This window comes from Desulfothermus okinawensis JCM 13304 (genome assembly GCF_054654515.1).
Genome location: NZ_BAAIEW010000015.1, coordinates 13,442 through 27,573, shown reverse-complemented (window position 1 = coordinate 27,573; position 14,132 = coordinate 13,442). Strand labels below are relative to the sequence as shown.

Genomic DNA, 14,132 nt, shown 5'->3' with positions numbered 1-14,132 from the left:
TAACCCAAATTAAGTAATTGTGATTACCTCAAGATAAATTTAAGATTCCTCTTTATATAAATCCTTATATATGTCTTTATATTTCTCCCTCAGTATATTTTTTTGAAGTTTACCTGTTGCTGTCTTAGGAAGATCCGTACTTATTATCACCTCTTTGGGAACCTCAAATGGAGATAATTCCTTTTTGCATAAATCTATTATCTCTTGCGGATCAATATCTTCCCCTGGCATAGGTTCTACAAATGCTGTTATAGCCTCTATCCATCTGGGATGTGGCAGTCCCACAACAGCAGCACCAACAACCTTAGGATGTGACAAGATCACCCGTTCTACTTTAATAGAAGGTACATTCTCTCCTCCTGTCTTTATCATATCCTTCTTTCTATCCACAAACACAAGCAATCCATCTTCATCAAAGTATCCTAAATCCCCTGAATGATGCCATCCATATTCCCAAGTCTTTTTGGTCTCTTCTTCATTTTTCAAATACCCATTCATTGTCCCAGGACCCCGCCAAACAATTTCACCAATCTCTCCAGGACCTAAGATGTTTCCAGATTCGTCCATTATTGCAGTATCCAATACCAGGGCAGATTCACCCCAATAATTCCCCATTTTTTTTAGCTGCCACTGATCCTTAAAACAATTGGTTGAAGGGAAACACTCAGTTTGACCAGTACCCAAAATAAATTCCACATGGGATCCAAAACGTTCCTTTGCCATTTTTAAGGTATTTCCATCCATTGGAGTCATGGCATAGATACATTTTTTTAAGCTTGAAAGATCTACATCTTTACTTAAGGGATGATCAAGTAAGGTTTTATACATCATAGGCAGACAAAATATAAATTCTATCTTTTCCTTATCTATTGCTTTAAGCAATTTTTCAGGATCAAAAGAAGGGAATATAACACTCTTTCCTCCAATATGAAATAGTGATATAGTTAATGTCTGTTGTGCACAGTGGAAAAGGGGCATGATTGTAGTGGCAACATGGGGTTTAGTAATGTCCAGTTCAATTAGATTACTAAGAGACATCAAAAATACTGACAGATGAGATATCTGAACACCCTTTGGCCTTGATGTTGTTCCACTGGTATATAGTATCTCAAAATTATCCCTATCTTCTATTATAACATCTTCTATTTCATCTTCCTTTTCAACAATTAGGGGATCAAATATTAACACATTATCTAATACTTCATGTCCAACAATTGGTAGGGATACAAATTTCTCTATAAAATCTAGTTTGGGAATATGATCTTTTATGTGAGGATAGAGCCTATCATCAAATATTATCACTTTTACCTCAGAATGTGTTAAAACATACAAAAGGTCATTAGGATTTAATAAGGGATTTATGGGTACTGCTTCAAACCCACCTTTTCCACATCCATAAAGACATATTAAATATTCTGTTGAATTTGGTCCAATTAATCCAACCCTATCGCCTTTTTTAACTCCAATTTCCCTCATTTTCCATACAAAATTATTTAAGCAACTATTTAGCTCTCTAAATGTAAGCCTGATCTCTTTGTCTTCTCTAACTTCAACCACTCCTTCTTTATTACCAGATAATTTGGCCCTTCTCCTAAATATATCCCCAACACACACCCTTTGCACCAAATTTTTATAAAGCTCAAAAGACATAATCTCCCCCTCCTTTTTAAAAAGTTTTAAGTTATTCCTTTAACTTTCTTCTAAGTATCTTTCCAACAGCACTTTTTGGAAGCTCATCTCTAAATTCAACTATCCTGGGCACCTTAAAATTTGCTAAGTTTTCCCTGCAAAAATTAATAATCTCCTCTTCTGTGACATTACCCTTATATTCAGGTTTCAATGCAATGTATGCCTTCACAGTCTCCCCCCTGTATTCATCAGGTACCCCTATAACTGCTGCCTCTTGAACTGCAGGATGCTTGTATAAGACATTTTCAACTTCAACTGGAGCAATATTATAACCAGATGCAATAATTAAATCTTTCAATCTATCCACAAAATATACAAAGTCATCTTCATCAATATAGCCCATATCACCTGTTTTAAACCAACCATCTGAAAGAAAATTACTTTTGGTTTCCTCTTCCTTATTATGATAACCTTTTGCAACTTGAAGCCCCCTATAATATATCTCCCCTCTTTCACCCCTTTTTAATACCTCACCATTTTCACCAACTATCTTCGCTTCAGAAAAAATAGGAATTCCTATTGAAGTTGAATTTTCTTTTCGCTCTGGTATAGATATAATTCCACCGCTATTTGTCTCAGTCATGCCCCATCCATTTGTTAAACTAAGTCCCGTATACTCAAACCACTTTTTTTGAACTTCTTGAGGAACTGGTGCTCCGCATCCAACTGAACACGCAAGACTTTTTAATTTCTCTTTACTTAAGAGATCAGCCCTAGACATGAGGGCAATGTAAAATGTTGGAGGTGCAAACACCACATTTACCTTATATTTTTCTATCACATTTATTACGTATTCAACATCAAATAAAGGAATTGGAACTATTGTTCCCCCTTGATACATAACTGGTAAAAAATGCAAATAATATCCAGCAGTATGAAACATGGGCATAATTGACAAATTCACCTCATGATCCCCCCATACCCTAAATGCATGGGTATGAGTTAATGAGTTGTATACCATGTTAAAATGTGTACAAAGTACCCCCTTGGGTCTACCTGTGGTACCCGAAGTATATAATATTAATGCAACATCTTCTTTTGGATTAACCTCTTCTACTTCATATACTGGATCAGCTTTTTCAATTTCTGAGAAAAAATCCATAGTTCCTTCAATTTTTGCTTTAGGTTGTTCCCAAAGAGATCTTAAATTTTGGGGGGGAACAAAGTCAGGTGCAGCAAAATCATGGATACTTGTGACAATTACGTGTTCTATTTTCCCTTGATCCATAAGAGGCTTTATTCTGGGATATAAAATATCTAAACAACATATTATCTTTGCGCCAGAATCTTCAACTTGATATTCTATTTCGTGGGTTTTATACATTATATTTATAGGAGTATGTATTGCACCTAATTTGGTTACACCATAAAATGCTACTATGTGTTGTAATGAATTAGGCAACATCGTGGCTACAACATCATTTTTTTTCACTCCCAATCTATTTAATAAACCTGCATACCTAGATGTAAGATCTTCTAAGTATTTGTAACTAATAGATTTCTCTAAAAAAATAACTGAAGTATTATCTGGTTTTGATTTAACTGTTGATTTAAATAAATCATAAATAGAACATTCTGGTATTTGCGGTAGTTCTTCATGAACCCAAGATGGATGCATTATACAATAAGCATCATCTGGGGCGTATGTTAATGATTCTTCAATCCAATTATCTGGGTACCCTATTTTTTTGTATGTTTTATAAAATTCATCATCATAAAAATTTTTACCCATTTTATACCTAGATTCCATTACCATCTCTCCCCCCCCTTTAAATAAAGTTTAAATTGTTAACCCTGTGGCGGAATAACCAGTGCCTCTCCTACCCCTATGAGCTCACCTTTTTGATTTTTGAACTTTATATCCATTTTTACCCATTTTTTATCATGAATCTTTTCTTTAACAGTTGCTATTGCAGTTATTGTATCCCCGAAATAGGTTGGCCTTAAAAATCTGGTTGATATCTCAAGGGCAATGGTTCCAAGGCCAGGGAGTTTTGTGCCTAAGACTGGGGCAATTAGACTCTGTGGAACTGCCCCATGGGCCACCCTTTTCCCAAACAGAGATTTCTTTGAATATTCCTCATTCACATGCATGGGATTAAAATCACCAGATATTCCAGCAAAGAGATATACATCTGTCTCAGTTATGGTCTTGGTAAAGGATGCACTCATGCCAATCTCAAGCTCGTCAAAAGTATATCCCATCTCAAAAGCAGAATAATCAACTGGCTCAAAATGGGAGATTGCAAGGATAGTATCTTTGGGCTCTTTTGAAAAAACTGCCCTAACCCTAACATTAGATCTCATCTTGGATGCTGGTACCCCTTTTACTATATGGACCATAGGAGTTGTTGTTCCATCTAGTTTAATAAGTGCCAACACAAAGGGAGGTTTTAAGGGATAGTGGCCTTCACAGTGATTTACAACTGTGTATGTGATCACTGTTCCTTCATTGGATACATCCACCATATTGTCTTTTATGTCTAAAAAACATCTGTCACACAAACTTCTAGGTGGAACATACACACTACCACACTTATCACACCTTGTTCCAAAGATCCTCTTATCATCCCGTAACGCCTTAATAAACTTTGATCCCAATGTTCCAGCAAAATATTGATAGGGCAAAGCCAATTTACCATGAACTACAAAACTATACCTTTTCATATCTAACTCCTCTTTGTTTACAACACCTCAAAATACTTAATATCAGTTATTGCCCCTATCCTTACATCATTCCAAACAGGTCTGACCCTTGCTCCCTTTTTTAACTTCTCATGTGGTGTAGATGGATCTATCTCATGCCAGAAGGTGTCAGGATCCTCACATCCATCTAGGATAATATAAGCACTTATATATGGGGTTTTTCTTATTTCTCCTGTTAAAGGATCAGGGGCTGCATAATAGATAATATCAGCCACGGTTAATATACCCTCTGGCCCAACCTCTACCCACTCATCTGCTGCCACTCTACAAATTGCACACACCTCTCTAGGTGGACATTGTAACCTTCCACATTTTGGGCACTTGTTTGCCATAATCTTTTTTTCTTTTAGCTTGTGCAAAAAATATCCCATCACTTCACCTGTTGAAAACCTCTGGGGTATAGATAATATCTGTTTTAGACGAATTAGCTCTTCCACTTCCTCCTTTTTATCCAGGGTAAATTTCTTAAAAAACTTTGCAGATTTTTGAGCAATAGACACATCACCATCTATTTTTAACCTTCCAGATGAAAGCAAATTAAGTGCATCTAATCTCCCAAGGGTAAATCCAATAAAATCTTCATCCTTCATGGATATAACAACATCAGGCTCTACCATACCCTCTTCTACCTTTACATCTCCCATATCAATTATAACTGTCCATTTTCCCCCTTGATCTCCTGTTATATCATACCCAATAGTACACTTCTCATCTTTAATAATATGACGATTTGCCCTCTCAATAAAACTATATATGATATCCTTTACTGTTACCTTTTCCATAGATTTCATCCCCTTGTTATCTTTTGGGTTTTTCAGCAGATAATATTCCCAAAACAGTCCAAAAAGTGCCTCCAAATCCAGATGCAAGAGCCCTATCTACGTCCTTTTTAATTTGGTGATCTCCAGCCTTTCCCATTATCTGCAAGGCAGCCTCAGCAAACCTCACCATTGCAGTGGCACCTATTGGATTTGAAGCTATGACCCCTCCAGATGGATTAACAGGAAATTTTCCGTCCATATATATCTCTCTTTCCTCAACTAATCTTAAATGCTCATCACCATCAAATAGGAGAAACTCTCTAAGCCAATCAACACCCCACCAGCTTGATGGATCATACATCTCAAATACATCAAAATAAGACATTGGGTCCTTTATGTTATTCCTCTTAAATAGCACCTCAGCCGCATGCCTATGGGTCATTTTTTGCTTTTTTAGACCAAACAAAGTACCCATGTGCTCTTCCCTGTGCACTGTGACATGGTCCACTAGCCATGCTGGTCTATCACAAATCTCCTTTGCCTTGTCCTCTGATGCCATAATAACCACACATGCCCCATCGCTCTGTGAACACATATGGATCATCCTGAGCTCCCCAACTAGTTGTGGAGAGTTGTTCATGAGATCTTCAGCCATATCAAAGTTAAGTCCAAGCCTTCTATGTGCCTTTTCATTTTTCATTGCATGCATGTCCATAATAATCCTGTAGTCTATTGATGCCCGCTTTGCCCTTTGTTCTCCGAATTCTTCCATCATCTGTGTTGCTGTGATTCCAACTAGTGCACCACTTTGAAGCTTTCTTCCCCAAAGTGGATCTGCCATATTTGTTATGCCACCGGTTGTGTGTCCTTCCTGGAGTTTTTCAAATCCAATTGCCATGACCACATCGTGCATGCCAGAAGCAACTAGTGCATCTGCAGCACAAACCAAAGTGGCTCCAGTAGTGCCCCCTGTTGTGAGTCTTAAACATTCCTTGCCCATTACCCCTGTACCAATTGTGTGCCAGAGATCTGGCTGATGAACCATCTCAAAAAGCTCCATGTTTCCATGAAGTACACAATCTATATCATCCATTGTAAGGTCAGTTTGGTTTAATGCCTCCACTATTGCCTCTGTGATCATCTCTGGTTGATTTACATCTTCCCTGTGGGATGAATATTTTGTCTGTCCAACACCAACTATTGCTACTTCCCTCTCTCTTTTCCTCATGTCCCCCTCCTTCAATTATCCCTAGATAAAACTAATATTGAATGAAACTGACCAGCTGGTCCCATTGAGCTGTGCACCAATGCCCTTTTTGGATCCTTTACCTGATTTTCAGATATGTTTTCTAGCTGTTTTACTGCCTCAATGGTGCGAAATAGGCCACCTAGTATTAGGGGAGATCCTATTAACATCCCACCTGATGGATTTATGTTTTTCTCATCAATACCTCCATTTTTTACAAATGAGCTAATATCTTCTAAATTGCACAGCCCAAGACCACTTGCCCAAAGGGGCAGCTGATAGGCATATTGATCTGACAACTCAAAAAGGTCTATTTCGTGAGTTGATTTTAAATTTGCTCGAAAAAGTACCCTATCTAAAGCATCTCTTAAAGTTGTCAAATCTAGTAGGTCACCATTTTGGGGGAAATATGAGTTCATGGAACACCCAACTCCATCTATCCAAACAGGATTTTTTGTTATTTCCTTTGCCCTTTTTTTAGATGCCAAAATAAAACCAACTGCAGCATCAGAAACAGGATATGCATGGAGTTTTCTAATTGGCTTACACAAATATTCAGAGGCAATTACCTCCTCTTTTGTTACCTTAGTCACTTCAGGATAAAAGATATTTTTAGCCCCCCTATCCTTTGCCCTGACAACTATTTCTGCCAGCTCTTCATCACCAATATTTACCTTATCCCTTAACATCTGTGCCTGCATACCTGCAGCAATTAAGAAATCCATACCAACAGGCCTCTCATAAAATGGATCAAAGGCCATGTGTGTCACCATGTTTCTCGACTTTGCTTGGGACTCCTTACAATGCCCCACCACCATGACCACATCAGCAATCCCTGAGTTTATAACACTACATGCATAATAGAGGGCCTGAAGCCCTTCTTGAGACACCTTTTCCTCACACCTAAAATGGGCGCCCAGTACATCAGTCATTGCATTATCAGATATGGTCCTTGCATCAAACACATCATCTGATACACTTATTATTATTTCAATCCCATTGTCAGAAAAATCTAAAGAAGTCTCATCAAGGAGCTTCTCTACCACCTCCCACGCCATTTCCTGAAATCGCTGATCCCACTTATTTGACTCCACAGTGGTCTGGGCAAATGCACAAATACCAACCCTTTTCATCTACATCCCCCTATTTTTTTACAAAAAACAATTCCAAAAATCCCCAGCCTTAATCTTTTTGATTATAACATCCTTATCCAAAGGCGCATCCATCTCAATCCATGCCCTGCCACACATTCTTATATTATGGGCATCATCTGTTGCCACCTTAGGATATGGAATATCAGGAATATCTATTTCTTTGGTATAAAATCCCCTGGAAGTTACCTCTATTGCGTCAATGTTAATTATCTTTTTAACAAGCTCAATTTTTTCCAATACCCCCTTTAAATCAAAAGCTATGTCCATTGGATGGTTGAAAATTCTCAATACTTCCTTGTCACCATATATTTCATTTACATGGACATAACCATTTACAAATATGGTCTTTTCAATGCCTTTAAATACCAAAATTTCTGGTTTTACTTCATCAAGGACCTTATAACAGCCATTTTTCATAATAAAATCGTGATCAGTAAATGCAATAAAATCAAAACCCTTTGATGCATATATATCTATTGCCTCAAATAAATCCATCTCTCCATCAGAACACAGTGTATGAACATGAAGTGCTCCCCTAATTATCATTAAAGTCTCCAATAGTGAGATTTTTTATACCACCATAAATAAAGTCTATTACGTCTTCTCCAATTAACTCCATATTTTTTCCATTATTGATTATAAAGTGGTAAGATATTTTTTCAAAGAGACCCATCACTATAGTTGCTATCACTTCAACAGACATATCTGATTTGTATTCAATATCATATCTTTGTTTAATTTTATCCAGTGCCTTCATTAAATCTTTTATGAGTTTATTAAATAACTCTTGTCTCTTTTTTTCAATATCAGGGGTTTGTCCTACAGATTCCCTCATTAATATTAAAATAGTGTCAGGATGTTTTTTACATAGGTCATAAAAGAACACCCGTCCTGCATTCAAAAATCCTTCAATGGTGCCTTCCTTTTTTTTAAATTCCTCTCCTAAAGCACGCCTGAGTATCTTACCACTCTCATCTATTAACTTTATCATTATATCTTCTTTATTTTTAAAATAAAAATATACTGTGCCAACAGACACTTCTGCCTTATTGGCAATGTCTTCTATAGTTGTTTTATTATAACCTTTTTCACAAAAAAACTTCATTGCTGCAGATAATATTGTCTCATATCTATGCCTCTTTTCCCTAAGTCTTCTTTTCTCTGCTGGTGAGAGGTCTTTCATTTCAATATCTAACTCACTATCTAGCATAACATCTCCTTTTTGAGTAGGAATTAAAAACGCTTATATCCAAGAAGTAGGTCTCCAAGATCTACCCTTGAAACCTCTGTTGATTTACCAAGGACCTGCAAGAACTTTGATAACACATATGCCTTGGGGGCGTAGCTTTCATTGAAAAATCCATGAATTGATAGGATTGAAATTGCTCCACTTGATATTTTTTCAAGTGATTCTAAGCAAAAAACCTTTGCAACTAGTGCTGTTTCTATTGCTTCTTTATCTATTTTTTTGATTGAATTAGTCTTTGATGAGATGAGGTAAGAGGCATCTAATAGGGTCTTCATCTCAGCAAGCTTAAAGCCCACCTCTTGATAGTGAATAACTGGTTTGTTGTTATTCTTGTGTGTCTTTGCAAAACATACAGCTTCATTGAATGCAGCATTCATAAGTCCCATGGCACCAGATATTGCAATTTTATTTAACTCATAAAAAAATATATCCAGAAATCCATCTTTATTGTTATATAAAAAAACATGTTCTTTTGGAACTTTTATATTTTTTAATTTTATATTAAAAAAATTTATCCCTTCAACAAACTCATTATTGATCATCTCATAGTCTAGATCATCTTTTTTTATCAAACACAAACAAGGTGTATTCTCTTTTTTTGCCAAAACAAATACTGATTCACATAAATCTAGAAATGGAACATATCTTTTTTCTCCATTTATTAAAAATTCTCCATTAGATTCAGTTAGTTCTGTATTTATATTTTCTAAATGAAAATTATTATTTTTTTCAATATAACCAATTGTATTTAATAATGGAATATTGTATGATTTTAAGTCTTTTTTAAAATTATTTAAAAATCTTATACCAATTTCAAAAATAAAATACAAAGGAAATTTTTTTTCAGATAATTTAGACCTAACTGCATTTAAGGTTGGTCCTTCACAACTAAAATATCCTGCTTTTGAAAACTCATTTATTAAGTCTTTTAAAATATCTTTATTTAGTGATGGTGCGCCCTCTAAATTTAAAGAATCAATTTTTGCACATATATTTTTTATTTGAATTTTTTCCTGTTCGTTAAAATCAAAATACATCTCCCCCTCCATCTTTTACATGGTTGCAATGATCTTGGATATTATCATCTTCTGTATATCAGAGGTACCACCTCCTATTGGTGCCAATCTTCCATCTCTAAATACCCTTTCAATATCAAACTCATGGGTATATCCATTGCCACCATGGAGCACCATGGCATCATTTGTGGGTCCAAGGCTATAATCTCCCACATATAGCTTTGCCACTGCAGCCTCAAGATGGTTTAAAGGACGGCCCTGGTCCTTGCACCATGCTATCCTATAGGCTAGTAGCCTTGCTGTTTCATAAAATATCTTAATATCTGCAATCTTGTGCTTTATTGCCTGAAATTTACCTATGGGCCTGCCAAATTGGATCCTTTTTTTTGCATAATCTATGCACCTATCTAAGATATATTTTGTTGCACCTATAAATGGGGCAAGCAGGGCACTTCTATCCCACTCAACAGTCTCAAGTGACATAAAAAATCCATTTCCTTCCTTGCCAAGCAAATTTTCTTCAGGGATCTCACAGTTGTTAAATATGAGCTCAGAGGTCTGAGATGTCCTAACCCCCATTTTTTCAATGGGAGGTCCAGCAGCAAAACCAGGGGTCCCTTTTTCCACTATAAAGGCAGAAATCCCCTCATGCCTTTTTTCAGGATCAGTTTTGGCATATACAACTGCAACATCTGCAATTGGTCCATTGGTAATCCACATCTTATTTCCGTTTAAAATATATTTATCTCCCTTTTTTATTGCTGTTGTGGTCATTGATGCAACATCAGACCCTGCATTGGGCTCAGAGAGCCCCATACAACCAATTAACTCGCCAGTGATCAATTTTGGGAGATATTTTTCAATCTGTTTCCTTGTACCATGCCTAAATATTGTGTCAGCACACAAAAAGGTATGTGCTCCATAGGACAGGGTCAGACCACCATCAACTCCAGCTTCCCCTAGTGCCTCAGCAGCAACCACAGTGGTCACCACATCTGCACCACCCCCACCTAGCTCCTCTGGAAAATGAAGCCCTAAGATCCCAAACTCCCCTAATTTTCTAAAGGATTCAAAATCAAACTCCTCTTTTTTTTCAAACTCCCTAACCCTTGGCACAATCTCCTTTTTTGCAAAATTAATAACTTCCCTTTTAAACATCCTCTGCTCTTTTGTTAGGCTAAAATCCATGCCCCCTCCTTTTTTTCAGCGATATTTTTATTGAACTCTATTCTACTATTGAATTATATTCAATAAAACAAAAAATAAAAATTTTTGTCAATTAAATTTTTTTGGCCTTGTATTTGCTCGCTACTCTCCTGGATTTAAAATTCTTTGTTTCGTTTTTTACAAAAGATTAAAATTATTGATATTTAATAGCTAATCAATTTCACTGTTAATTTTTAATGTTAACATATTAACATTAACTCAAAAAAATATAACCTCTTAGAGGTTAAGGAGGTGGCTATGGGAAGGTGTATAAATCATCCAGACAGGGAGACCAATTATTTGTGTATGAAGCACAATGTGTATTTGTGTGATGAATGTCTTACGTGCCAGGATCCTGAGCTCTATTGTAAATTTAGGTCCTCGTGTCCCATCTGGTTTATTTACAAAGAAAGAAAAAAAAGAGAAAGGGAACAAAAAGAGGAGGAAGGATCAAAAAAAGTTAAAGTGGTATTTTTACCTGATAAAAAAGAAGTATCTGTTGATGCAGGGATGAACCTTTTAGACGCAGCAAGGGAGGCGGGAATAAGGTTAAATGCCTCCTGTAATGGGGCAGGCGCATGTGGAAAGTGCAAATTAATTATAAAAAAAGGCAAGGTAGAGACAAATCCAACGGTTCTGCTCACAGAAAAAGAAAAACAAATGGGTTATGTGCTTGCTTGTCAGACAACAGTTGTTGAAGACATGGAAGTTGAGATTCCACCTGAAACATTAGAGAGGCAAATGGTTTGCGCAGGTCAGGGCAAAGAGGCCACTGAAAAACTAAAAGGCCTTGTTGACGCAATAGAGCCAATCCACCATGAAGTGGAACTCCGCTTAGATCCCCCCACTTTGGAGGACACAGTAAGTGACTTAGACAGGTTATTTAGAGGTCTTAAAAAATTAGGATACGATACAAGTAGAATGAATGAAAGTTTAAAGGTGATTCAAGATTTGGCAAACGTAATGAGGGCTGAAAATTTCCACATTACAACATCCATAATTAGCAGGGACTGTTCAAATGAAATAGTTGCTGTAAGGCCAGGACATGTGGAGGAGAGACATCTGGGAATTGCAGTTGATCTGGGCACAACCACAATAGTTGTATATCTAGTGGATATGTCAAATGGAGAAATCCTTGGAGCATTGGGAGATCACAATAAACAGGCAGCATGTGGTGATGATGTAATAAACAGAATTGTGTGCGCTGAAAAAGACGGTGTAAAAAAGCTCAGCAAGATGGCAAAATCAACCATCAACGGACTTATAAATGAAATCTTAAATACCACTGGTGCAGATCCCAGGGAGATAAAAAATGTGGTGGTATCAGGAAACACCACCATGACCCATCTTTTTTTAGGAATTGAGCCAAGATATATCAGGAGAAAACCATATATACCCACTGCCAGCCAATATCCAATATTTAAGGCAATGGAACTTGGCCTTAGGACCAACCCCTTTGCAGCAGTCTATGTGATGCCTGGTCCTGCCAGTTATGTTGGAGGAGATATTGTATCTGGCGTACTCTATTGCAATATCCACAAAGAGGACAAACTCACCTTATTTGTTGATGTTGGGACAAATGGAGAAATTGTACTGGGAAATAAAGATTGGTTACTCACAGCCTCCTGTTCAGCAGGTCCTGCCTTTGAAGGTGGAGGTATTAGATTTGGTATGAGGGCAGAGATTGGAGCAATTGAAAAGGTAAAAATAAATTCTGATACACTGGAGCCTGAACTAAAGGTAGTTGGAGATGTAAAACCAAGGGGTATATGTGGATCTGGTATGATAGACCTAATGGCTGAGATGTTAAAAAATAAAATAATTCAGCAAAATGGAAAATTTAACTTAGATACTACCCATCCAAGAATAAAAGAAGAAAAAGGGGAAAAACAATATATCCTGGCATTTGCCAATAAAGAGACGGAGCTTGAGCAAGACATCGTGTTTACAGAATCTGATATAAGCAATCTAATCAGAAGCAAGGGTGCCATATACGCAGGATTCAGGGTGTTATTAAAACAGGCAGGACTCACCTTTAACGATTTAGACCAGCTATTAATTGCAGGCGGTTTTGGAGAACATTTAGATATAGACAGGGCAATTACCATTGGACTTCTACCTGATATTGATAGGTCAAAATTTAAATACGTTGGAAATAGTTCAATTGCAGGGGCGTATATGTGTCTGTTATCAAAAGATGCCCGAAAACAGGCAAAAGATATCTGTAATTCAATGACCTATATTGACTTTAGCGACAACAATGAATTTATGGAGGAATTCACCTCAGCCCTATTTTTACCCCATACTGAGATGAAAGACTTCCCAAGTGTGAAATTATAATTTCCCTCCCTACATTCTAATATGCCCAGGTCTTCTTTGGTTTGAGTTCAAGACCTGGGCACAAATCCCATTTTCCCATATATTGTCTCATTTACAATAATGAGACACATTTGCTACTTTCAATAATTAATTGAAAATAAAAATTTTTTTAATAAATGTCTCATTTAAATGTATCATAATAATCGCCGCTACAAGCATATGCTTCAAAATTATCCAAAAATATTTTAATTCTCCATGAAAAATTTATGACATCAGGCGATTTTTCCCGGTTTATTGTACAAAGGCATTAGATGGCATGTTAGTTGCTTTTGTAATATAAAATTAATTTAACCCCATATGATCGGAAAATATTTTATGAAAGAAAAAGATTCAGATTATCAGTTCATCTTGGAATATTTAAATAAAGTGGAGATGTTAGTTAATGAGATGCTGGAGTTATCCAACAAGGGAATTAAGGAATTTAATCAAAATGACTTTTTGGTTCTTTGTGGGGTTATTAGAGATTGTGCCTTTAAGATAAAAAATAACTTAAATAAAACAAGGAATGTTGGAGGTTAATAATGGCCAGAGAAATCCATATAGATAAGGATGAATGCCTTGGATGTGAAAGTTGTGTTGAAATCTGTCCAGAAATCTTTGGATTTAATGAGGCAGAACAAAAGGCATATGTAAAACAGGTGGAAGGGTGTGATGATGATGTAATCCAGGAAGCTGTTGACAGCTGTCCTGCAGGTTGTATTAGTTTTAACGCTGAATGATATTTAT

The 14,132-nt window shown here is 36.5% G+C and carries 13 protein-coding genes; 3 read left to right on the top strand and 10 right to left on the bottom strand.

Annotated features, from left to right (window positions below; translation table 11 throughout):
• Positions 1 to 39 precede the first annotated feature (39 nt).
• The 10 genes from ACYQ0O_RS07215 to ACYQ0O_RS07170 are packed head-to-tail and all read right to left on the bottom strand — an operon-like array spanning position 40 to position 11,009.
• Positions 40 to 1,650: an AMP-binding protein gene (locus tag ACYQ0O_RS07215; protein WP_459891763.1), complete on the bottom strand. Its 1,611-nt coding sequence runs from the start codon at positions 1,648 to 1,650 to the stop codon at positions 40 to 42.
• 31 nt (positions 1,651 to 1,681) lie between these two features.
• The gene (locus ACYQ0O_RS07210) at positions 1,682 to 3,445 is read right to left on the bottom strand and encodes a class I adenylate-forming enzyme family protein (protein ID WP_459891762.1); all 1,764 of its coding nucleotides are present in this window, start codon (positions 3,443 to 3,445) and stop codon (positions 1,682 to 1,684) included.
• A 32-nt stretch (positions 3,446 to 3,477) separates the two neighbouring features.
• Positions 3,478 to 4,356: a MaoC/PaaZ C-terminal domain-containing protein gene (locus ACYQ0O_RS07205; protein WP_459891761.1), complete on the bottom strand. Its 879-nt coding sequence runs from the start codon at positions 4,354 to 4,356 to the stop codon at positions 3,478 to 3,480.
• Positions 4,357 to 4,373: 17 nt separating this feature from the next.
• The gene (locus ACYQ0O_RS07200; protein ID WP_459891760.1) at positions 4,374 to 5,177 is read right to left on the bottom strand and encodes an SCP2 sterol-binding domain-containing protein; all 804 of its coding nucleotides are present in this window, start codon (positions 5,175 to 5,177) and stop codon (positions 4,374 to 4,376) included.
• Between the two features lie 16 nt (positions 5,178 to 5,193).
• Positions 5,194 to 6,384: a thiolase C-terminal domain-containing protein gene (locus ACYQ0O_RS07195; RefSeq protein WP_459891759.1), complete on the bottom strand. Its 1,191-nt coding sequence runs from the start codon at positions 6,382 to 6,384 to the stop codon at positions 5,194 to 5,196.
• A gap of 11 nt (positions 6,385 to 6,395) precedes the next feature.
• A complete protein-coding gene (locus ACYQ0O_RS07190) occupies positions 6,396 to 7,535 on the bottom strand; it encodes a thiolase C-terminal domain-containing protein (RefSeq protein ID WP_459891758.1) in 1,140 nt (379 codons plus the stop codon).
• A gap of 18 nt (positions 7,536 to 7,553) precedes the next feature.
• Positions 7,554 to 8,102: a PHP domain-containing protein gene (locus tag ACYQ0O_RS07185; RefSeq protein WP_459891757.1), complete on the bottom strand. Its 549-nt coding sequence runs from the start codon at positions 8,100 to 8,102 to the stop codon at positions 7,554 to 7,556.
• Complete coding sequence (locus ACYQ0O_RS07180) at positions 8,092 to 8,766, bottom strand: TetR/AcrR family transcriptional regulator (RefSeq protein WP_459891756.1); 675 nt, start codon at positions 8,764 to 8,766, stop codon at positions 8,092 to 8,094. Before ACYQ0O_RS07180 ends, ACYQ0O_RS07185 begins: the two co-directional genes overlap by 11 nt.
• 23 nt (positions 8,767 to 8,789) lie before the next feature.
• The gene (locus ACYQ0O_RS07175; protein WP_459891755.1) at positions 8,790 to 9,842 is read right to left on the bottom strand and encodes an acyl-CoA dehydrogenase family protein; all 1,053 of its coding nucleotides are present in this window, start codon (positions 9,840 to 9,842) and stop codon (positions 8,790 to 8,792) included.
• Between the two features lie 15 nt (positions 9,843 to 9,857).
• Positions 9,858 to 11,009, bottom strand: coding sequence for an acyl-CoA dehydrogenase family protein (locus ACYQ0O_RS07170; protein ID WP_459891754.1), 1,152 nt, complete (start codon positions 11,007 to 11,009; stop codon positions 9,858 to 9,860).
• 276 nt (positions 11,010 to 11,285) lie between these two features.
• On the opposite strand from ACYQ0O_RS07170, the gene ACYQ0O_RS07165 reads away from it, so the two are divergent.
• The 3 genes from ACYQ0O_RS07165 (at position 11,286) to ACYQ0O_RS07155 (ending at position 14,125) form a co-directional block, all read left to right on the top strand.
• On the top strand, positions 11,286 to 13,367 hold the full coding sequence (locus tag ACYQ0O_RS07165; protein ID WP_459891752.1) for an ASKHA domain-containing protein: 2,082 nt from the start codon (positions 11,286 to 11,288) through the stop codon (positions 13,365 to 13,367).
• A 336-nt stretch (positions 13,368 to 13,703) separates the two neighbouring features.
• Entirely contained in the window at positions 13,704 to 13,925 is a 222-nt protein-coding gene (locus ACYQ0O_RS07160; protein ID WP_459891751.1) for a hypothetical protein, read from the top strand.
• A 2-nt stretch (positions 13,926 to 13,927) separates the two neighbouring features.
• Positions 13,928 to 14,125, top strand: a complete 198-nt coding sequence (locus ACYQ0O_RS07155) for a ferredoxin (protein WP_075069291.1) — start codon at positions 13,928 to 13,930, stop codon at positions 14,123 to 14,125.
• Positions 14,126 to 14,132 lie beyond the last annotated feature (7 nt).